This window comes from Gilliamella sp. GillExp13 (genome assembly GCF_001690815.1).
GTDB lineage: Bacteria > Pseudomonadota > Gammaproteobacteria > Enterobacterales > Orbaceae > Gilliamella > Gilliamella bombi.
In genome coordinates this window covers 11,940-31,772 of the sequence record NZ_LZHJ01000002.1, presented here as the reverse complement: position 1 = coordinate 31,772, position 19,833 = coordinate 11,940, and the positions used below count along the sequence as shown (strand labels likewise).

The 19,833-nt window shown below is 38.3% G+C and carries 19 protein-coding genes and 1 pseudogene; all 20 read right to left on the bottom strand.

The window, feature by feature from the left end; all coding sequences use genetic code 11:
- A pseudogene (locus A9G37_RS00490) lies at positions 1-603 on the bottom strand (hypothetical protein); the annotation flags it as partial.
- A gap of 13 nt (positions 604-616) precedes the next feature.
- A complete protein-coding gene (locus A9G37_RS00485) occupies positions 617-1,405 on the bottom strand; it encodes a hypothetical protein (protein ID WP_065574301.1) in 789 nt (262 codons plus the stop codon).
- Positions 1,395-3,803 carry a phage tail protein gene (locus A9G37_RS00480; RefSeq protein ID WP_065574300.1) on the bottom strand — a complete coding sequence of 803 codons (2,409 nt, stop codon included), beginning with the start codon at positions 3,801-3,803 and terminating at the stop codon, positions 1,395-1,397. The genes A9G37_RS00485 and A9G37_RS00480 overlap by 11 nt, the downstream gene beginning before the upstream one ends.
- Positions 3,793-3,996, bottom strand: a complete 204-nt coding sequence (locus A9G37_RS00475; RefSeq protein WP_065574299.1) for a hypothetical protein — start codon at positions 3,994-3,996, stop codon at positions 3,793-3,795. Before A9G37_RS00475 ends, A9G37_RS00480 begins: the two co-directional genes overlap by 11 nt.
- Before the next feature lie 15 nt (positions 3,997-4,011).
- Positions 4,012-4,245, bottom strand: a complete 234-nt coding sequence (locus A9G37_RS00470; protein WP_065574298.1) for a hypothetical protein — start codon at positions 4,243-4,245, stop codon at positions 4,012-4,014.
- A 14-nt stretch (positions 4,246-4,259) separates the two neighbouring features.
- Positions 4,260-5,066, bottom strand: a complete 807-nt coding sequence (locus tag A9G37_RS00465) for a phage BR0599 family protein (protein ID WP_065574297.1) — start codon at positions 5,064-5,066, stop codon at positions 4,260-4,262.
- Complete coding sequence (locus A9G37_RS00460; RefSeq protein WP_065574296.1) at positions 5,047-6,234, bottom strand: hypothetical protein; 1,188 nt, start codon at positions 6,232-6,234, stop codon at positions 5,047-5,049. Before A9G37_RS00460 ends, A9G37_RS00465 begins: the two co-directional genes overlap by 20 nt.
- On the bottom strand, positions 6,234-9,395 hold the full coding sequence (locus A9G37_RS00455; RefSeq protein WP_065574295.1) for a phage tail length tape measure family protein: 3,162 nt from the start codon (positions 9,393-9,395) through the stop codon (positions 6,234-6,236). The genes A9G37_RS00460 and A9G37_RS00455 overlap by 1 nt, the downstream gene beginning before the upstream one ends.
- A gap of 214 nt (positions 9,396-9,609) precedes the next feature.
- A complete protein-coding gene (locus A9G37_RS00450) occupies positions 9,610-10,026 on the bottom strand; it encodes a DUF6631 family protein (protein ID WP_065574294.1) in 417 nt (138 codons plus the stop codon).
- 57 nt (positions 10,027-10,083) lie between these two features.
- Positions 10,084-10,845, bottom strand: a complete 762-nt coding sequence (locus A9G37_RS00445; RefSeq protein WP_065574293.1) for a hypothetical protein — start codon at positions 10,843-10,845, stop codon at positions 10,084-10,086.
- Positions 10,846-10,864: 19 nt separating this feature from the next.
- Positions 10,865-11,314 (bottom strand): phage tail terminator protein, encoded by a 450-nt coding sequence (locus A9G37_RS00440; RefSeq protein WP_065574292.1) that lies wholly within the window; start codon positions 11,312-11,314, stop codon positions 10,865-10,867.
- Complete coding sequence (locus A9G37_RS00435) at positions 11,311-11,832, bottom strand: gp436 family protein (RefSeq protein ID WP_065574291.1); 522 nt, start codon at positions 11,830-11,832, stop codon at positions 11,311-11,313. The genes A9G37_RS00440 and A9G37_RS00435 overlap by 4 nt, the downstream gene beginning before the upstream one ends.
- Before the next feature lie 50 nt (positions 11,833-11,882).
- Positions 11,883-12,809: a phage capsid protein gene (locus A9G37_RS00430; RefSeq protein ID WP_065574290.1), complete on the bottom strand. Its 927-nt coding sequence runs from the start codon at positions 12,807-12,809 to the stop codon at positions 11,883-11,885.
- 61 nt (positions 12,810-12,870) lie between these two features.
- The gene (locus tag A9G37_RS00425; RefSeq protein WP_065574289.1) at positions 12,871-13,230 is read right to left on the bottom strand and encodes a hypothetical protein; all 360 of its coding nucleotides are present in this window, start codon (positions 13,228-13,230) and stop codon (positions 12,871-12,873) included.
- A 65-nt stretch (positions 13,231-13,295) separates the two neighbouring features.
- The gene (locus A9G37_RS00420; RefSeq protein ID WP_065574288.1) at positions 13,296-14,372 is read right to left on the bottom strand and encodes a hypothetical protein; all 1,077 of its coding nucleotides are present in this window, start codon (positions 14,370-14,372) and stop codon (positions 13,296-13,298) included.
- Between the two features lie 231 nt (positions 14,373-14,603).
- Entirely contained in the window at positions 14,604-15,134 is a 531-nt protein-coding gene (locus A9G37_RS00415; protein WP_218059261.1) for a phage virion morphogenesis protein, read from the bottom strand.
- 53 nt (positions 15,135-15,187) lie between these two features.
- Positions 15,188-16,417, bottom strand: a complete 1,230-nt coding sequence (locus A9G37_RS00410; protein ID WP_065574286.1) for a PBECR2 nuclease fold domain-containing protein — start codon at positions 16,415-16,417, stop codon at positions 15,188-15,190.
- Positions 16,410-17,900: a DUF935 domain-containing protein gene (locus A9G37_RS00405; RefSeq protein WP_141670975.1), complete on the bottom strand. Its 1,491-nt coding sequence runs from the start codon at positions 17,898-17,900 to the stop codon at positions 16,410-16,412. Before A9G37_RS00405 ends, A9G37_RS00410 begins: the two co-directional genes overlap by 8 nt.
- Complete coding sequence (locus tag A9G37_RS00400) at positions 17,900-19,291, bottom strand: terminase large subunit domain-containing protein (protein ID WP_081297586.1); 1,392 nt, start codon at positions 19,289-19,291, stop codon at positions 17,900-17,902. Before A9G37_RS00400 ends, A9G37_RS00405 begins: the two co-directional genes overlap by 1 nt.
- On the bottom strand, positions 19,288-19,833 hold the full coding sequence (locus A9G37_RS00395; RefSeq protein WP_065574284.1) for a phage protein Gp27 family protein: 546 nt from the start codon (positions 19,831-19,833) through the stop codon (positions 19,288-19,290). The genes A9G37_RS00400 and A9G37_RS00395 overlap by 4 nt, the downstream gene beginning before the upstream one ends.

Here is a 19,833-nt window from a genome sequence, read left to right as displayed (position 1 = left end):
TACATTTCTAATCCAGCCTGTTGTCGTATTTCCATCTGTTGTCGAATCGCCATAACATGCGATTTTTACTGTTTGACCCGCTGCCATCTGAGAAATATAATAATCTAGTAAACCATTACTATCCAACTCTGCTTGCACTGTAGAGCCTTTATAACCAATACGAGCGCTACCATCTGAACCAGATAATTCACTTCTTAACGATGAATCACCAACCAAAACCCACCTACCACCCCCAATTCCTCCAGAGCTTTCTGGTGTGCTATTAGCTACAATTATTTTAGGCAGATCACCTGTCCATCGATAATATTGCCCGTCTGATTTATATAAAAGTACTTCATTCGCTAATGTGAGTTTTGCCCCATCTTCAAATGAAGATAATAGTATAAATCCAGTTTTTGCTTGTTCTGTGATATCTTCATTTTGTTTCTTGATGTACGCCATGCGTTTTGCTAGGTCAATAATGGGTTTGTTTAAATTACCATTTAACCCACCACCCACCGTATCATCTCGCATGATGAGCCGTACTTTTCCCCATTCAGGATTTTCTGGAGCATAATCTTGCTCATTATTTAACGCTTCAGTAGTTGCATTTTGTTTATTCATAGTTTATACATCCTCAATACGCTGCGTAGTAATCGTCATTTGCAATAATTTCATCATTGCAATAAATAGTTTTAAATTCAGTTGGTTTATAAAAACGCCCAAATAGCCCAAAATCAGATTTGGGTGATTTGGTTAAATCGGGTAATAGTTGCAATACAGTTTCAATATTGGAAAATTCTGATTTGTCATCAATTAATGTAATGGCTTCAATTGGATCTAGTGATAGTCGATAAAATTCGACAAATACTTTATCGTTTTCATTTGCTAGATTAATGCCTTCATAACGCATCATTAACTCAATAGGTTCACTATTTAAAATACCAATTCCTGAGCCAGCCGAATAATCGTATTCAACAATGAACGGTTGTTTAGATGGAGTTGTAATGAATTGAACTGAACCGAATTCATAATTAACAATAAAATCGATGTTTTCAGTTAGATTTTGAATATAGATATCTCTAATGTTCTGATGCCTCAATGAAACATTCATTCCTGATGCGATGCCATTGAACTTTTCTCGTTGCCAACTTTGGCCGCCATTTATGTGCTTACCACCTAAAATTAATGATAGATTTTCAACAGAACGCTCAAACCATGTTGCTGTAATATTTCCGCCAGTGAATGTTATAAAACGCTGATGATTTACCAGACGACCACCAATACTGCGTTTACTGTATTGTTCTTCAAATTCAAAGTTTAGTTTTAGTGATGATACATCACCAATCCAACGCCATTGAGTATTACCAGTAATGTATGGAGCTAAATATACTTTACCTTGTCCGTAATAATATTCACTCTGCATTATCAACCTCCGAGACATCAGTCATTACCCGTCCTTTTGGCAGTTTTACTGTGAATTTGTTTAGTGATTCATAACCGTCACGAATTGTATATAACGTTAGAATATGAATATCATCATTGATATTATCGTCCGTCGATGAATACGGTAATTGAATTAATGTATTAGTTGTATTAATTTGCCAAAGTACTGCTTTTGTATACGAATCAGAAATTTCAATTTGATATGTTGTATTATTTTCAGGTCCAATATTGCTAGATAAGCAGTCAATCAATCTATCAATTTGTAATACTCTGTCACGATGTGCAAAACTCAAAACGTAATTTTCAGCAGTTTTAATTGAATCAGGATATAACATATTGTTGATTCTAATATTGCCCGGCAAATATGGACGAATTTGACGATGCTGCATACAAACACTCTTAATTGGCGCTATACCTTCATTTAGAGTGCCAGCGCTTGTCTGCGTTAAGAGTTTTACATCAACTTTTTCACTTGATAAATAATCAATATCATCAGTTTCAATATTGTTCATGTAAAACCAAATATTAGAGCCAGCTTTATGCGCTCTCGGTAATGAATCTAGGCAACCACGACCTACAATAATTGTATTATTTTTAATATCAACTGAATCGATGCGCATGAATTCGTCATTAATTAATATACCTTCACCAACTTTTGGCTGATAATCAGATTCAATTTCAAATTTTGTTGTTAACTTTTCGATATCATTTATTAGTGTTGCACATGGAGTCCAATCTCCTTGAGTTTGTGTAACAAATTCAGCTCCGGTAGCCTGAGATTGTAAAATATAATTAATTGATGCGGGAGTGGGGGCTGATGCCATTACACCTATGTAACCAGAGGATGGATTAACATAGTCTAGATCTGCCGCACTTAATGTTGATACCAATACCGCATATGGTAATTCGATTAGTTGCACATCATTAACAGCATGAATTGAGTTATCCGGAGCTACCCATCGGTTAGCTTGTTGTGATGCACTATACGATGTAGATGATAGGCTAAAAACATCTTGCACACCGGTTATTAATAACGAACCATCACTTTGTTCTTCTATTTTTCCAACTCGGAGAATCATATTTTCAATATCACGGTCAGGCAACGATACACGGAAACACGATGCCGGCTCTAATATGCCGCCACGTCTATCAAATTTAATGATTAAACGTGTAATGCCCGCTGCATTCATTTCAAGATCTCGCTCAGCCACGCGAGCGGCCAGTTCTTGTGTTGGCACTGCTTTATATTCAACTGAATTACTAATTAAACCGACTTGTTGAATTGATGCTAGATTTTGAGCACGAACAGTTCCATCTTCATGTGTTACAGGATTACTATATGTAACAACTATTTCATTATATGTAGCATCATTACTCGCTGAATCATCATCTTGTACTGATAAAATACCGTTATCATAATTAAATAATGGTAATTTTTCTGGATCATAGTCGTTGCGAATCAGCTTTAATGTTAATTTCCCTGTTGATAAATCAGCATATTGAGCAGCACCAATATGGTCTAAAATTTGCTGTATAAATGTTTGCAGTTGGTCTTGTCGGTTGTATCGAAAACATAAACCAAACTTTTCATTAAATAGTGTGTCTGCCGCTTTTTTAAAACTTTCAATATCAATTTCATCCCAGTTTAAGCCACGCCCCCAATCTCGATTGGTTGCGCACTCGAATAATATGTGTGCAGGATTCATTGCATGTATATCACGAACATTTTTATTCAGTGCTGCTCGTAACTCTGCAATTTTCCTTCGGCGTTCTTCTGCTTTTCGTTTTTGTTCTTCTCTCTCTCTTTCAATTTCTTCTTTACTTTTATTTTTATCTATTAAATGACCTCGACCTCTGGAATTCAATGGTCCCATGCGGCTTTCTATTTCACTATCAATGCCAGTTATTTCAGATAAATCATCACGCAATAAGATCAAACATTTTTCTGGATACCAAACATTATTTTTATCCCACCCTTTAGTTGTTCGACGAACTCGATATGACCACGGTTTTGGTGATGCGCTATAGCAACTTATTAATCCGGAGTAAAATGTTGTGACCACACCACGAAATCCCGGAATCAATCCTTTTAAAATACTTTTTAAACTATTTGATGGAATTTGGTTTAGTTCACCCATCATTATTTCAAGGTTCCCCTGAATACCACCTTCACCACCAGTGTCTTCTCCACCAAATAAATTGGGCTTATTAATGTAAATAGTGCAATTCTTATTTGCGTCACTTTCTTTTCCCAACCACACAATTTTCTTATCAGCAGTAATTGCGACAATAGAGTTAATTGGACCACGACCTAACCCGCAAAATAAATCCCATGAATAACGATATCCTACGGTAACCTTTTTCTTTTTAGATCCCATTTGACTTCATCCCTGTTTTTGCAATATTGACAATATGTAGTGCTAACGCATCACCTGTTTTTAAAACTATTTCTGAATCAATATATCCATCACGAATAAACGCATTTAAATCCAAGTTATAGCGTTTAAAAAACTCACGTAATCCTCCGGCACAACCACCGCCCGCACGAATATGTTCCATTGTTATTTTCATAATAAATGCTCCAATTTACTTACGAATTGCACTATAACGATAGTTACCGTAACCCAGTACAAACCAATCCGCAGTCCAACAGTCACCGAAAAAAACACACTGAGGAGTGCCCTCATCAGGTATCGGCATATTCCAATCATCTTCGGTTGCAGCGGTTGGACGATTACTTTTTGGTTGTTTCGCAGTAACACGTGCAATCACATAACTGGCAACAATAACAGCAACAAATTTAGCAACAGCCCACCACATAAAATTCCTCCAAATTAAAACAGTTTGACGATTGTGAACGGTGAAATGCCCGGAATGTGTGGCTGTCCACCATAATTGAGATGGTTATTAAATTTTTCATTGCAGGTTTTGATTGTTTTGTCACATCCTGGATACAAGTTAATATGCATACCTTTATGTAAACCTTGAGTTCCCCCTAAAATACCTATCACATTATTAACATGCGCTTTTAATCCGCGTAGCTCTTTAATCCCATCAATGTAAAATTCCATATATCCACCAGAAAAATAACCTGATGCAATATTCGATATATTTACAGTAATATTTGCTCCATCAAGAGCAATGATTTCAATATTGGCCACTTTGTAATTATCTTGCCAAATTCGACAATTGTGGTCATAAAGGGCATAGGGGCATGAACGGCCATAAGTTAATCTTAAACCGCTTCGTTCAAACGAACTTGCGACACTTGCCGTAATTAACTTTGCTTTTTCAATTGATTCACGCTTAACTTCTTGAATTTTTCCAACCCAGATAACTCTAAATTCATTGTCATTTTCGTGTAACTGATACATTTTGATTACCACGGGTTTAGTCGGCGGTACTCCACGAAATAAACGAACTACATCAGATGTTGACGGCAATGTAATTTCTAGACTATTACCCGTGCCTATACTTAGTCCTGTATTACTGATTGCTTCACTTATCCACGTCACACCATTAAAATCAATATTTCGGTCAGCATTGGTATAGCGATAATATTTTTGTTCATTACGAATAAATTCATATAGCGTTAATGGTTTACCATTATTGGTTGAATACTCAAATTGATTCCAGCTCATCGCGTACTCCTCTAAAACTACAAGTTATATTGGCTAGTCCATCGGCATCAGTAACATGTTCCCAGCTGACAGAATCGGAATCTAATCTACACAGTGTTAAAAATGAGACTGACAAAATATCTTCAGCATTTGCATTGATTGATTCATTGAGCAATAAACGCTCAATCTCATCAGAAACGATAGCGACAAGTTCAATACGACGATATAGCTCATTGCCATTACATAACGTGATAACTAAATCTTTTCGACCAAACATTAATCCAATTTCATTAAACCCCGTGTTTTCAACTTCAAGAACTCGACCATCAACAGTTAGAACATTAAAATCGCTTGCTTGACTTGAAACCCAAATATTTTTTTGACAACCATTTAGATAATAAAACAATTGTCGTAATTGCATTTGCTCAACTCGTTCCGTTATAAACCATCTAAATTCCTGAACAAAAAAGGGCAATCTTGCAGTATCTAATCGACTTGGAATACTTGAGCCATTATCTAGTTCTAATAAAAATCGCTCATATCGACCTTTTAACGATTCTGACCAATCCGGATGCATATTTAACACAGGAAAATGGCGATAAATGGGTAAAAATGAAATATTGTTACTAAATGCGTTATGTTCAGTAATTCGAAAACGAATTTGCGCACTTAATAAATCATCATTATATCGAGTCAATTCTGGAACATCTGTTAATACAGCTAATCGAGTAGGATAAATACATGCACCGGCCAAAAAATTTGATTTAACTGGATTAACTAATGTGATTGAATCTGTGCTTATCGCTGCGACTTCAAGCAATGCTGTTTGATTAACATTGTTAATCTCACTTTTAATTAGTACTTTATTACCAACTACAAAATCACGACCTATTGTGCTGCACTGCAGAACTATAGCCCCACGATTGACATCATCATTCAAATAGGTAACATCAGTATAAATAGGCAGATACCACGAATTACCACCAACAAACGCCAATCGATTCTCAAATTTGGAACGCTCACTACCATTAATTAAAATAGAAAACTCAAATGTACGACGAGGTGATAACCGTCTAGCAATGCGTTGTTCTGCACCACTGTACGATTGTAAAATATCGGTTTTCCATTCCAGTATTTCTGTTATGCCATTAGTCCAATCGGGAGCAGCTTGCCATAAAAATTTTTTCATTATGACAACTCCTGTTTTAGCGTTTGGGAGTTTGCACGAATCCATGTCATCATGGCACGAGAACCAGCAACAGAACTAATACCTGATTTCATCATTTCACCGCTATCTAAAACCAAAGTTTGTTGAATAACCGGTGCCGATTGTGCTTGGTTAGTTGCTTTTGATGATGAGTTTTCATCATATAAATTGGGTGCTGTTGGTCTGCTAACATTAGAAACTAAACCGCCAGTTGCGTAACGATGCAATCGCCCAGTATTAATCGCATGTAAATAGTCAACACCATATTTTTTAACTGAGGCAGCTTTAACAACATATTCACCGTTAGATAGTTTTGCCGGAATCGAGTCAGACGTTGATGTTCCGGCTCCGGTTATATAACCACCTGTTGCAGCAGCTACTGCTGCCGCGCCTATAGCAGAACTGCCCGCATTTGCACCAGCACTAGCACTTGATGCTGAAATCATTGCTGCACTAATAATTTCACCTGCTGTTGTTCCGGCTGTAATCATTGATGCCGAAATCGTTTCTGCCCCAATACCTGCTGACATAGAAATAGAATCACCCATTAATCCAGCACCAGTTGCCGAACTGGTTGCAATTGCTGTTTCCATCAGTCCTGCTGAAGCAGCAGCATCAGTGGCAGCACCAAATAACGAACTACCTAAATTTGATAGTCCATTCATTGCCATATCTGCTAAACCTTTTGTCGCAACTTGCGCCATCGACGATAAAATACTTTGCGCTAGATTTTTTAGTGCATCTTTTAATTCAAAGGTACCTTTAGCCAAACTATCTAAACTACCTTGAATGCCACTTTGCAATCCGTTTTTAAATGCATTAGTAAGTGCATCTGTGGTTTTATTTAGTTCTGCAATTTGTAGTTGTAATGTTGCCAACGCTTTTTGGGCATTTTCGCCAGCTTGTCCTGGTAATTCAGTCATAGCTTGCAAAGTAGGTAAATATTTGGCAAGTTCTTGCGCTGTTTGCTTGTGCAAATCAATTAACTGGCTTTGCGCTTCAACTTGTGTAATTAACCCACTTGTTACTTGTGCTTGAATCCTTTGTTCTTTCGTTGATTGACGTGATTGTGCTTGCTGAATTTTTGTTGTGATTTCATTTAAATTTGCTTCAGCTTTTTTCAGGGGTAAAATTTGGTCGATTAAGTCGATACCTTCTCTGTTACCCGTTTTTTTAAATTGAGCTAATAAGTTGTTGTACCATTGTTTAACTGTGTCATCACTAGCCTTTGTGCCAAGTAATAGTTCATTTAATTGTTGTTGCAATGCTAGATTAGTTTTGTCATTTGTTAATGAAAAATCAGTTTTTTTATTATGTTTGGCTGCATTTTTAGCATCTAATTGTTTTGCTAATGCGATCGCTCTGTCTTTCTCTGCTTGTGATGCATTTTTATATTGTCCTTCATTGATTTCATGCATCACTCGTTGCAATTCAGTAGTTAGCTTAAGTGATTTTTCAATCCCTTTATTGTATTCTTGGATTCCTTTATCAGTAATATTTTTAACATCTTTATCATATTGACCACCAGCAAATGATTTTCCGTCACTTGAAGTAACGCCCTGTGCTTGCAAATCTTTATGACCTTTTTCATCAGCCCAAAGTGCTTCATATTTTTTACGTAAATCCTCAACCGCTTTTGCTTGCTTTTCGGCATCAGTTGCATTTTGTTTATGAAGCTCGTCAAGTTCTTTTTGGGCATTGATAGCTTTTTCATTAATGACATCAGTATCATGCTTTTCTTGTGCTTCTTGTTGCCGTTTATCTCGTTGAGCCTGTTTTTCTTGTAATGCTTTATCGTCATTTTCATTGTATGGAATATATCCTGCCCCAGGTACAATATAAAAACCTCTATTTTTAGCTCCCTCCATTCGTTCAATATTTTCTTCTGGGCTTGATAACCCTAAACTAAATTTAATATCTTTTTTTAATCCATTCCCAACATCGCTTACTCCATTTTTAAAATTTTTCCATGCCTTTTCTAACCAATTGAGCTGTTCTTTCATCTTATTAGCGCTGACTTCCATCTCTGAAGCATATTTATCTGTAGCGATTGCAATAGCTTCTTCGGTTCTACCTTGTTCTTCTAACGCGCTTATACGCTGATAAGTAGCCAGATCTAAAAAGTGATATTGTTTATTACTTTCAACAGCCCAGCTAGTGACCGAATTTTCAATACCTTTAAATGATTGAACGGCGTCTTGGGCACTTTTTCCTGTCACTTGTGCCATATATGCTGATGCTGTAGCAATGTTTTCAATCGATTTTGCTGATAATCTCCCCTCTGATGTCAGTTCAGCAATAACACCACGTGTTTCACTGTAGTTATGATTAATTTTACCGATACGTTGAGACATGGCCTCAAGCCCGCCTGCGGTAGCACCGGCATAATTACCCGTTGAAATTAATGCACGATTAAATCGCTCTTGGTCTGAAATTATTGTACTTATCACTTGGGACATTTTGTAAAAAGTCGCGATAAAAACACCCACTGATAAAGTAGTAGCGCTAAATAATGGCGGTAGTCGCCCAGTCATATTACCAATTGTTAGCAATGAATTTCCCGCTGATGCAAAATTACCGTTCGCTAATTGTTTAAACATACTGGCGATACTACGACGAGCACCTTTGGTATTTAAATCTAATTTTTTAGTACTTTCATTTAGCGTTTCAACCGTTGATAACGCGGCACGTTGATTACTGATTTTTGATAAATAATCATCAAACGTATTACTATCAATTATCCCCGCTTTTTTTGATTGACGTAGCTTACTTTCTAATGCATCTAATCGGCTTAAACCTTTAGTAGCTGGATCAATGCTGGCTAATAATTGATCCAATCCAGATTTTAATTTCTCAACCTCTTTTTGATGAGCCTTAGTAACTTTTGCCGCTGCCTCTTGTGCCTTAGCAAGTTTTTCTTGCTCTTTGATGTAATCATCCCACAAAGATTCAATATGAACTCTTTTCCATGATTCAGATTGTTGATTAAATAATTTTTGGAAACTTTCAGCATTTTTGCGGTTTGCTTCTTGAATGGTTTTTGCTGAATCTTTAACTTCATCACTCACTTCATGAATATTTTTTTTAGCACGATTCACGTCAGCCGTGAACTTCATTGCAATATTCATATCGTTATTAGCCATTATTATTGCTCTCCGCGTAACTGTTTTACAAACTTTGTAACTTGTTTACCACTATTAAAGCCAACACAAACATCCTCAATTCGGTTAGCTCGTTCTCGGTTTTGTAACTTAATTAATTCATCGTAATACAGCAGTAATTGGCGTTGCGTGTAATGCGGTAACTGCTGCGCATCATGTCCGTTTTTAATTAATAATGTAAAAACTTCACTCCAGCTTACTGATTTGCCTGTTTTGCAGCGTTTTGCCGAATGATTTTGCGAGTTACCGCGTTCATAAAAAAACGAGAATTAACAACCCACCACCAATCAAGTAGTTGTAAACCATCTTCATATGACAACGCTTCAATAAACGAAATCGGTTTTTGAATAGAGGTACTGATTAATGAATAAACCAACTCTAAATTACCCATAATAATTGTGTCGGCTTGCTCAATAGTGATTTTGTTTGTACCGTTCATTTCATTCACAATTAATGCAACAAACTGGTCAATTTCGTTACCGATTGTTAGTGCATCTTTAAATGAATATTCACGTACTGTAATTATTTCGCCTCCTAGCGTGATTTCACGATTCGGCATTAATGCGTTTAAATCATTTGATTCTTCTTTTGTTGCTGTCACTTTTTCTGCCATGTTATTTACCTACAACTTGATTAAGTTAGCGGTGAAACATCACCGCAGTATTAATAATTATTTCGCCTTTTGAACATATGAGCCAAAATAACCAAGTGAACTATCCTTGCTTTGGCTCATATCAGCTAGAACAGTCGCAGTTAACGGTAATTCACCGTATCCCTCATTGTGTAGTAATGAAAAGTTAGAAATTGGATTGAATTTAACGCGGAATAGCTCCACAATTACATGTTCATTTTCTCTATCAGTATTGATACCATCGAGCATAAACCAACGCTCAGGCGGTTGACGGGTAAAAATGCCCAGACTTTCAGTCTTAGCGTATGAATAATCTACCGTTGCAGTTAATGCTGTTGTAGTTAATAATTTGATTAATCCAGCGTGAGCAGATTCAATTTCATAATCCGTGCCTAATACTAATGTAGAGCCATCTGGCGTTTTTAACTCGACATCAGCTACAAATGGATGGGTTAACTTGATACGATCACCAATTATCAGGTTTTCTGGTAATTTTTCATCTGTCGCTATACCTGAATCAACAGTAATCTTTTCACCATAAAGAGCCAACGCAATGTTTTCGATTGACCAATCTTTTAACGTAAGATTTAACGTGCCACTTTTACCTAGTGTTAATTCACCAACTTGTAAGCGTTGTCCTGTGTATGATTCATTTTGTGTCACGGTTTCAACACTTAACTCCATCTCGCAAGAGTCAGCGGTACCAACATGCCGAAAGGCATTAGGTCGAACGGGTGAACTGGCGGTATTACGGGTGGCAAGATTTATGGTACCTTGCAAACTCATTAATAAATCTGACATATCTTTCTCCTAAAATTATTTATCGGCTACCGATGAAGTGTTGGGTTTGAAATGAATCAATCCACACTAGAACGCCATTTTGAAAACCTAACGTTTGCCCACCAACCCATGTGACTGGACGAACTCCATCAATAAACTGAACTGTTTTACCAATCAACAAATCACGCACCGCACCTATAACGGGGTTTGCTAGCTGTTTAACATTTTGAATATTGGTTGCTTGACTTGAAATATCACGTGCAACAACCACAACACCAAAATTAACACTGACTGACTGCCGTGTTCCTGTTGGCTTATCATTCGGCGTTTCCTTACCAAGCAAAATGTAAGCAGCAGGGGTAGGTACTGAAGTTAAATCAGTCAGCTTGCTGTATTCAGCACTGGTACCAACAAAAACTAAGGTTTTATCAGACATTAAACCTTTTAATTTTTCAGCAATGACTGATACATCAAATGGTGCGCTACTCATCGTCCAAAATCCCGTAATGTGTTCATATCAAATACTCTTACCGGTCCAGTCTGTTTTGGTACACCACCTGCGACAGGCAAAGCATCATCAATACCAAGCGAATATTTCCCTTCAGCTACCATTTTTAGAAAGCCCAGAACTTGTTTGTAATCACGCACGATAGGATCGCTTTTTTCATCAGAAACACGATTGCGATGCAATTTGTAACGAACAATAATGCGTGCCCAATCAGTTAACAGACGTGGTACTTTAACAAGGGGCAGTTTGTGTCCACGTTGCCGTAAAAAACCGTTTATTTCAGCTTCAGTATCAGCGATTGATTCATTAATGCGTGAGATTGCTCGATTTGCCTTAATAACATCATCAGACAACCAACTTGAAACATCACAACCATTAATAATGACTTCCAATAAATTAGAATCTATGGGTATTTCACCATCTTGAGCAACCAATTGAGATAGCTCAATGAGTCCTGGACGTTCGGATAAATTTAGCAATGTAATGTATGGAATATTCATCATCTTTACCCAAACCAACGATAAATTACCGTTGGTTGTTGTTCACATTATTAACTGTTTGCGGGAATAACATTTTCAAACAGATAGCCAGCATCTTTAGCTACAACGAGTTCTTTGACAGATTCACCGACACGAACACGTTGACCGCCACGTAAACCAATATCAGGATCAACAATCGAGCCCGAAACACGATCTTTAAACTGCGCTGTATAACCAAATGTGACACCACCTTTAGTATTCGCTAATTTATTACGTACCGTGAATGATGCTTTATTGCCCCAAGCACGAAGTAATGCGGGTGATTTTCCGGGTTTTGCACTATTTAAAAAGGCATCACCGACATAAATAGCTTCTAACTCTAATAAGTCAGCTAAGAACCCTAGCGGAACAAGACCGTTTTCACCCGCATTACCGTGGTATGCGGCAACAATTTTGGGATGACGGCGTAATATTGTGGCAACTCGACGTCCTAATGTGCCGATATTAGGACGTTGAATCATTAAATCAAATGCATCCGTTATTAATGCTACTGGGTCACTATCAAGATTATTCCATTGTTGTGCAGTAGTTAATGTTTGTTTATTGCTGTAATTTGCACCATTAAAAAGTAAATTTGCTGCTCGAACTTCACGATCTAACAAAATTAAATCAGTCGTGGCTTCAACGGCATGACCAAGTGGGTTATAACCTGTAATGGCTGTATCAATATCATCTTGAGGGACAGGGCTATCAAGTCCCCAATCTTCAACTGAGCTTTCTTTTTCTTTGGCACTAAACTCAACTTGATTCGGTTGTGACGTCCTACCAACTTTGGTATTAGGCAAAGTAAATCGCTCTGAAAAATCAAATTCAAGCCATTTAAATGATGTGCTAGAAACAGGCACACGGGGCAAAACCTCATCGGCAATTAACTTATTATTACGGTAAGCGATAGCAATTGCAGTCAACTGCGGTTCAACGGGAAAAGGACGTTGCATATAAAACTCCTATTTATAAAATTGTTTATTAAAGGTCATAGACCATTAGTTAAATAAAAGGTTAAGCTTGTTTGCTTGGTGCAATCCAAATAGTGCCTAATTCATCGGCATCACCCACAACTTCGGCATAGCCAATAATAAAATCACCTGACATTGCTTTTTTAGCTCGACCATCCGCATTTGCTGTGATTGGATCACCAATCGCAATTGTTTCGCTATAAAAAACTTGTGCCAACCCACTGCGCACAACATCAAACACTTCACCGTCACCACCACCAACAATTGTTGATACACCGATTAATAATGCGTTACCGTCAATCGCTGTTTTTGCTAGCCCATCTTCACTACCATGGCACACAATTAAACGGGGTTTGACTTCGCCTTCAGCGGTTTTTGCTACTGTTAATCCTGGAATATTCATATAAAAACCTTTTGGTTAAAATTAAAATGATGCTGATATTAATAATCAGCCTGTAATTAATGCTCTTACTTTTTAGCTTTGGTTACATGCGTAACTGCTTGGCTAATTGAAATTGTATTGCCTTTGTCTGCCTGTTCTTTTTGATAGGCTTTGGCTGCATCAGCAATGACTTTTGGATCTTGTTTATCAACGTTATCTTCACTATCACTAGCAGCCGATTTTTCAGCAAAGTTCATAAAACTAGGACGCTCTGAAAGTACTTTTTTGATTAAATCAACTGGGGAACTGTTAACAGTTGCATCACCTTCAGCAAATGAAATTGGTTCACTACCCAACGCCATAAATACTTCAACAACTGTAGTTTTATGAGCAGGTAATAATTTTCCATCTTTAACTAATTCATCAGCAAAGGCAGCAAATTCCGCACGCTTGTTAGTTTGTTCTTTTTCTAGCAATGCTTGTTCACGTTTTGCTAGTTCAGCATTTTTAGCATCAATTGCCGCTTGCTGTTCTGCAAAGCTAGCATTTAAAGGTTGTGGCATTTTTTCTTTCTCCTTTTGTTTTCGGTCGGATATTGCACGCAATGATTCAAGACGCCATTGCGGTAAAAATAGGTCGGCGCTGGCAATGCCGGCTTTTTCAATCAGCAGGTCACGCAAATTGGCTAAAATTGAAATCAAATTTTCATCAAATTCTTCATCAGCCATAGAGAACTCTGCGGCACCTTGCTCACCGTCAGACTCCGCAAAACTGGCGTCAGGCAAGCCTTTAATAGCAGGCGCTGCGGCACCTAAAAAACCGATGTGACGAGCATAATAATGACCCGGCTTAGGGTTGCCTGGTGAATCGGGTAAGTAAATTGAAAGTGAACGTTTTTTATAACTTCCCGCATTATAGGCTTCAGCAAATTCTGGATTAATCTGATCTAACTTGGCATAAACCAAACCATCTTTTACTTCAAATGATTTTGCCCATGCATAAGCTGGTGCAGTTAGTTTTGGATGACCGATTACAGCAGGCGCTTCTGACAAACTTGGATCGTAGCTTTCTGCTAAATCAATACAATTTTCTAAAGTAAAAGTGATTTTTCGACCATCTACCGCAGTATGCGTACCAGGTTTAAAAACGGGAATAAGTGCCATAAAAAATGCTCCAATAAATTGATATAGAGCATCATGACTTATTTTGAGAAAAGGGTAATCTGAACGCGGGCAGATAAATTTTTAATGATTTGGAAAGAGGAACGGCAAAATAATAGAAGAAATATACACTAAAAACTTATTATAAAGCATTTACAACACGATTAAAGCGATTCGTAAATAAACTAATTAGCCTTTTTTAGTAAAGTGGCTTAAAACGCGTTATATTGCGTTTTAAGCAAAACCCAAGTGCTCACGCACAACATCGACCAAGAGTAATTTATCTTGGGCGCTAATGCCAAGCCATGGTCTTGCTGGAATTACCACTTGTTTGGCTAGACGTCCGCCAACATTTAATGCATTGCCGCGAACAGGTTTAATTGTTCCGCCGAATTGATGAATTGCACCATACACTACGTTGGTACCAAATAACAAGGTATTACCATTTATTTGATAACGTAATGTACTGCGCAATGTGCCGTCTAGCGTTAAAATTTTATCTTTTTGCTTTGGCTTACTTTCTTGATACCACGGTGATAATGCTTGCCAAGGTATACCGTCTGGTGATTCTTGGGCATTAAAGCGTGCTTCATGAATATCTAATAACACTTCACCCATGTGTTCAAATAAACCAGACATATCATCTATGGCCGCTTCAATATGAAGCATAGCATCAAGCGCATCTTGTATATTAAACTCAATATTTACGCCAGTCATTTTTTCACCTATACTAGTTTTATCGTATGTACGGGCAGCTTCCGCCAAAGCCTCGAATCCCACGTACAGCGACCCAATCGTGGCGGTGATTGGGTTTTATTTTATGTTCGTTTAAACACTCGAACACCAACCCTCAGTTGCTCTAGATAGTCGGGGTTATCAGGCGCAAATGTCGTCACACCGAGCCAACCATCATCACCCACTTCAAATACCGCAAGCATGGGCTTAACTTCACCATCAATCATAAAACGCGAGATATAACGCCGACGAACTACCGATTTTTGTAGATGATCAAAGTATTCCATTCTTGTCCAAATTTCATCAGGCAGTTTTAACGAATCCGCCAGTAATAATAAAAATTGCTCACGACCACGTTTTGTCACTTTCAGTTCACCAGTTTTGCTAACAGTGAAAAGCTGTTTACCGATTACTAATGCATCACCGGCTACATCTTTAAAAATAGCCGGCTTAGTTAACGTTGCGCCAAATTCATTTAAGAAAATATTGGCATAATCTTCTTCAGTTAAGCCCTTTTCTAACAGTCTATTTTTGCTTACTTCACGGATAGCTGGCCATTCATCAGTTGCTTTGCTTGATGGTAAACCTCGTTTTAAAGTTGGATCTGTATCTAATGGATTTGGTACAAAATTATCAAGCCTTGATTGCCCTGGTATATGTTCAAAACTAGGGTCAACTCCCTCAGGTACTCGAACTATTCTAGGATTACCACTATTTTCCCCAATTACTCTATCAACCCAATTTATTGTTGGTGCTTTGTCAGGTTGATTTTTTCCCATTCTTTTTAGATCACCTTTAGTACGCCCACGAACACGACATTGGCAACCATATCCATTTGGAGGGAAATGAGTATTCCACCATGGGTCATTAAAATTTAATACCAGATGATCCCAACTTTGATGAAGTTCACGAGGGTGTTCAACATAATCACTATGTAAGTATTCTAGATATGGAAATTTTGCATCACGTAGTTGTTGATAGCGACCCGCTTGGTAAGAACTGTTTAAATTCGTTTCATAGATGATACGAGTACGCCAACTAAAACTACCGTTATAGCTCCAGCCATGTTTTTCGACAATTTCGGCAAAATCCTTTCTAAATTCTTCAAGGGTAGTACCTTGGCTAATAGCTTTATCGATTGCGACTCTAAAATCATTTAGTAACGCATTACGATTTGCGCCAGCAACAACAAACGCATAATCATGTTCACTGTTGTAGATATCAGCGTAACCGTTTGTTGGCACATTCGCTTTACGTCTAAAAAACTCAATTTGTTCTTTAAACGGCAACGAACCAAAAGACAAATTAGCCATTATTGCTATCCTCAAGTAGTTCTGTGCGACCCGCTAAATTAGCTGCTGTTAATGCCTCAGCCATGACCTTTGCATATTCATCTAATTGCATATTGGGGATTAGCTCAAATAACTTATCACGCAATTCTTCTAACGATTGTACGCTATCAACCAGTTCTTTAATTTGATTAATCCACCCATCAGTAACGGGTTGCATTTCAGTGTTTAAAAGTTGTGACTGAAGTACTGGCGCAAAGTTATTCGGTTGCTGTTCGGCAAAATCAACGTTTTTTAAAGATTGCGCATCAATCGGCTCTGCTAGTTGCGGTTTTTCTTCCCATTCACCACCATAAGTATCCTGTACATGCGAAAGAGTTGGACGGAAACCAGTTGATTCAATAATATTTTTATCACGTTCTGACATTGATTTTAAATCTTCTGGTTCATCAAAAATACGTGAAACCTGAGGAACAGCAGCACCGGGAAAATTCATCTGTATAAACCAAGTACCTGGTCCTCGATTCCAACTCTCGCACATTACATCAGAATCTGATTTTGCAATAGAACTTAATACCGCAGCTTGGAGTGATTCATCACCACCGATTGAGCTTGATGCGCCGCCTGATGAGGTAATTTGTCCGACTGTTACACGCCTGATTGCTTCATTCATTGAGTCATAGAATGCCTTATAATCGCCTGCGCCTGAGCGTGCTATTTGTAGCAATTCAAGCGTCATGCCATCTGGCATGATGATGCCTGAATCGGTCTGAATTGCACGAGTGAGTGACAGTAAGTCCCTTTTTTGTTTTTGTGTTGCACCTGTACTATATTTGCCCACTGCCGTTGGCATGCCGAATTTTTCCAGAAAAATTAGCCAGAACTTAATATCATTGCGTTTAAAAAAGCTTGGCCAGTAAAGCCAATGAGCCAAGCCTAGGCCATACGGTTCATCATCATGATCGGCACCAGTTGCATAATGCCAAAAGTACGGTGCATCACAAGCAACACCTTCATGCATATTATTGGGCGTTAATAAGCGCAGTTCACCCATTGGAGTAAACCGAAAACGACGGCGATCACGAACTTTGATATCATCAATCCAATATAGATTATCTTTGATGCCATAAATTAACTCCGCCACAGCATAACCGTAAAAAACACCGTAGTGCATTAGTTTAGTCACTCGGTCAAACCCAACCGATTTTAATAACTCGCTCATTGCATCAGCTGCTTCAATATCAATCGGTTTATCGCCTCCGGGTTCCACTTTCCACTCACGAGATATAACAGCATCTTGACGCTGAGTAAATGCCGATTTCACTTCATCATCATTTAAAACTTCTTTGTAAATATCTAAACGACCGCCACCCCGATTACGAAGAACACTATCATCTGGCAGCGCTAGCGAACCAACAAACAATTTAGTAATATCATTATTTTCACCTGTGCCTGCCAGCTCTCGTCCTGTTTCAACATGTGGCTTTTTGCCTTTAAACCATAACATTAAATAAATCCTCCAAAATCGTTACCGCCCCGTACTGTGCCAAAGCCTGTATCAGTTGTTTCCAGCTCTGGGCCAACCGCATATTCATTCAATGAACGATAAGAATCACGAACGCCTAGTGATTGGTATTCAATTTCATACCCATCTTGGCTAGCTGCATTAATTGCAAGAAAGGCAGCCCAAGTTCTATCAGCATGGCCGTTACTATCAGAATCAGCAACAAAACGCGGTTGCCCCGTTGCGCCAGTCACTTTTTTTAACTTATGCAAATCAGCACGAAGTGCATTATTGCCAGCGGGAATACGAAGTTTTCTATCTTGAAATGCTTGTTTACCTTGTGTTGCTAATGTTAATTTATTTGGAGCGGTAAATAGCACACCTTCAACGACCATTTCACCATAACGTCGTTTAGCATCCTCCACCGGTTTTTCACCCATACCTGTTTGGTCCATACAGATACGAATAACACGATAACGCCTAAAAACATCATCAAGCAGTAAATCTTGTTCAGCAAAAGAGAGTCGTTTACGCTCAATAATTTCACGAGTCCAAAGAACATCGCCCACTAGTTCAATGACCCAAATAACAAATAGGTCATTACGTGCAGCAATATCAACGCCAACAAAAGCAGGATTGCCTGTATAGTGTTCAGGCAATCCTGCTTTTTCATCTTCGACGCTAGTAATTAAATCAAAATCAAGCCAACTACTCGCTTCATCTAACCATTTAAGTTCAAACTCTTGTGCCCATAAATCATCATCACCGGCACCTTTGCGTAATTCCTCAATATTTCGAGGTAACCCATCATTAACGCATTGATAAATATCCGCTACATGGCGTGACCAACCATCATCTTTACCAGTCATCAGTTCATAGAACTTATTCCCTTTACCATTGGGGGTGCTAATGACTCGCAATTTTAATCCGGGCTTTGAAATAACAGGGAACAAGGCTTTCCAAATGGCACGGCTATCTTGATGAAAGGCAAATTCATCAAGTAACACACTAGCACTAAAACCACGAGCGGTGTCTGGATTGGCAGGTAAAGCAGTAATTTTACTGCCACCTGGTAATTCAACTTCTAACGCTCGAATATTGGCATCCCAATCATAATCGAGTTCTTTAAAACCTGCGGACATTGCACGCAGATGAACTTTAACCCCCTCATTCATGGCTTCACGTGCTTGACGTTCACCACGTGATAAAATCACCCAACGCGCACGTTTACCTTGAGCTTCAGCTCGCAAACAGTCGAGTACAATTTGTAATGTACTGGTAAAGGTTTTACCGCATTGACGAGAGAACATTGCAATAGCAAAACGGCTAGTGTCGTTTACCCACTGTTTTTGATAGTCATAGAGTTTTAAGGCCGGTTCATTTTTTACTGTCATAAGTCATACGCCGCTTTAATTACTTTAGCTAACATTTCAGCTGGTACTTCGCCTGTTTTTTCTAGCTCATCCAGTTTTTCTTTTTGCTCACGCAATAACTTTTCACGTGCTGCTTTTTCGATCTCCTGCCGCTCTTTAAAGCTTAATTGACGGGCTTGCATGGCTTCTTTGGCTGCTTTCGCTAAAAAACTAATTTCTTTAATCGTGATATCTTCCGATTCATGGGCTTTAAATGCAGCACGCGTTGCCAGCGTTGTAACAGCCTGAGCAAGTAGTGCTCCTGATTTATCATCAACACTGTCACCAAGCTCATCAACCAAAATACGTGATGCCGTTTCAATTTCACGTAAGCTATTGGTCATTTCATTAAAACCTTTCTGGTACCGATGCAAACTGCTTCTGCTAGGAGTTTCATTGCTTGGGAATTTTTGTTGCAGTTCTGCAATCATTTCATCAAGAGTAAGTTGATCTGCTCGTAGTAGTTTCTCAATATAACTACGTACCTCAGGCTCTAGTTTGTGGATCGTTGATTTACGTCCCAT

Bases quoted from the DNA above. Each gene is read 5' to 3' on its own strand.
- A9G37_RS00480 (WP_065574300.1), bottom strand. From the start codon at position 3,803: ATGGGATCTAAAAAGAAAAAGGTTACCGTAGGATATCGTTATTCATGG.
- A9G37_RS00425 (WP_065574289.1), bottom strand. From the start codon at position 13,230: ATGAATATTCCAGGATTAACAGTAGCAAAAACCGCTGAAGGCGAAGTC.
- A9G37_RS00435 (WP_065574291.1), bottom strand. From the start codon at position 11,832: ATGAATATTCCATACATTACATTGCTAAATTTATCCGAACGTCCAGGA.
- A9G37_RS00465 (WP_065574297.1), bottom strand. From the start codon at position 5,066: ATGAGCTGGAATCAATTTGAGTATTCAACCAATAATGGTAAACCATTA.
- A9G37_RS00445 (WP_065574293.1), bottom strand. From the start codon at position 10,845: ATGTCAGATTTATTAATGAGTTTGCAAGGTACCATAAATCTTGCCACC.
- A9G37_RS00410 (WP_065574286.1), bottom strand. From the start codon at position 16,417: ATGGCTAATTTGTCTTTTGGTTCGTTGCCGTTTAAAGAACAAATTGAG.
- A9G37_RS00460 (WP_065574296.1), bottom strand. From the start codon at position 6,234: ATGAAAAAATTTTTATGGCAAGCTGCTCCCGATTGGACTAATGGCATA.
- A9G37_RS00405 (WP_141670975.1), bottom strand. From the start codon at position 17,900: ATGTTATGGTTTAAAGGCAAAAAGCCACATGTTGAAACAGGACGAGAG.
- A9G37_RS00475 (WP_065574299.1), bottom strand. From the start codon at position 3,996: ATGAAAATAACAATGGAACATATTCGTGCGGGCGGTGGTTGTGCCGGA.
- A9G37_RS00455 (WP_065574295.1), bottom strand. From the start codon at position 9,395: ATGGCTAATAACGATATGAATATTGCAATGAAGTTCACGGCTGACGTG.
- A9G37_RS00470 (WP_065574298.1), bottom strand. From the start codon at position 4,245: ATGTGGTGGGCTGTTGCTAAATTTGTTGCTGTTATTGTTGCCAGTTAT.
- A9G37_RS00485 (WP_065574301.1), bottom strand. From the start codon at position 1,405: ATGCAGAGTGAATATTATTACGGACAAGGTAAAGTATATTTAGCTCCA.
- A9G37_RS00450 (WP_065574294.1), bottom strand. From the start codon at position 10,026: ATGGCAGAAAAAGTGACAGCAACAAAAGAAGAATCAAATGATTTAAAC.
- A9G37_RS00420 (WP_065574288.1), bottom strand. From the start codon at position 14,372: ATGGCACTTATTCCCGTTTTTAAACCTGGTACGCATACTGCGGTAGAT.
- A9G37_RS00440 (WP_065574292.1), bottom strand. From the start codon at position 11,314: ATGAGTAGCGCACCATTTGATGTATCAGTCATTGCTGAAAAATTAAAA.
- A9G37_RS00430 (WP_065574290.1), bottom strand. From the start codon at position 12,809: ATGCAACGTCCTTTTCCCGTTGAACCGCAGTTGACTGCAATTGCTATC.
- A9G37_RS00395 (WP_065574284.1), bottom strand. From the start codon at position 19,833: ATGGGACGTAAATCAACGATCCACAAACTAGAGCCTGAGGTACGTAGT.
- A9G37_RS00400 (WP_081297586.1), bottom strand. From the start codon at position 19,291: ATGACAGTAAAAAATGAACCGGCCTTAAAACTCTATGACTATCAAAAA.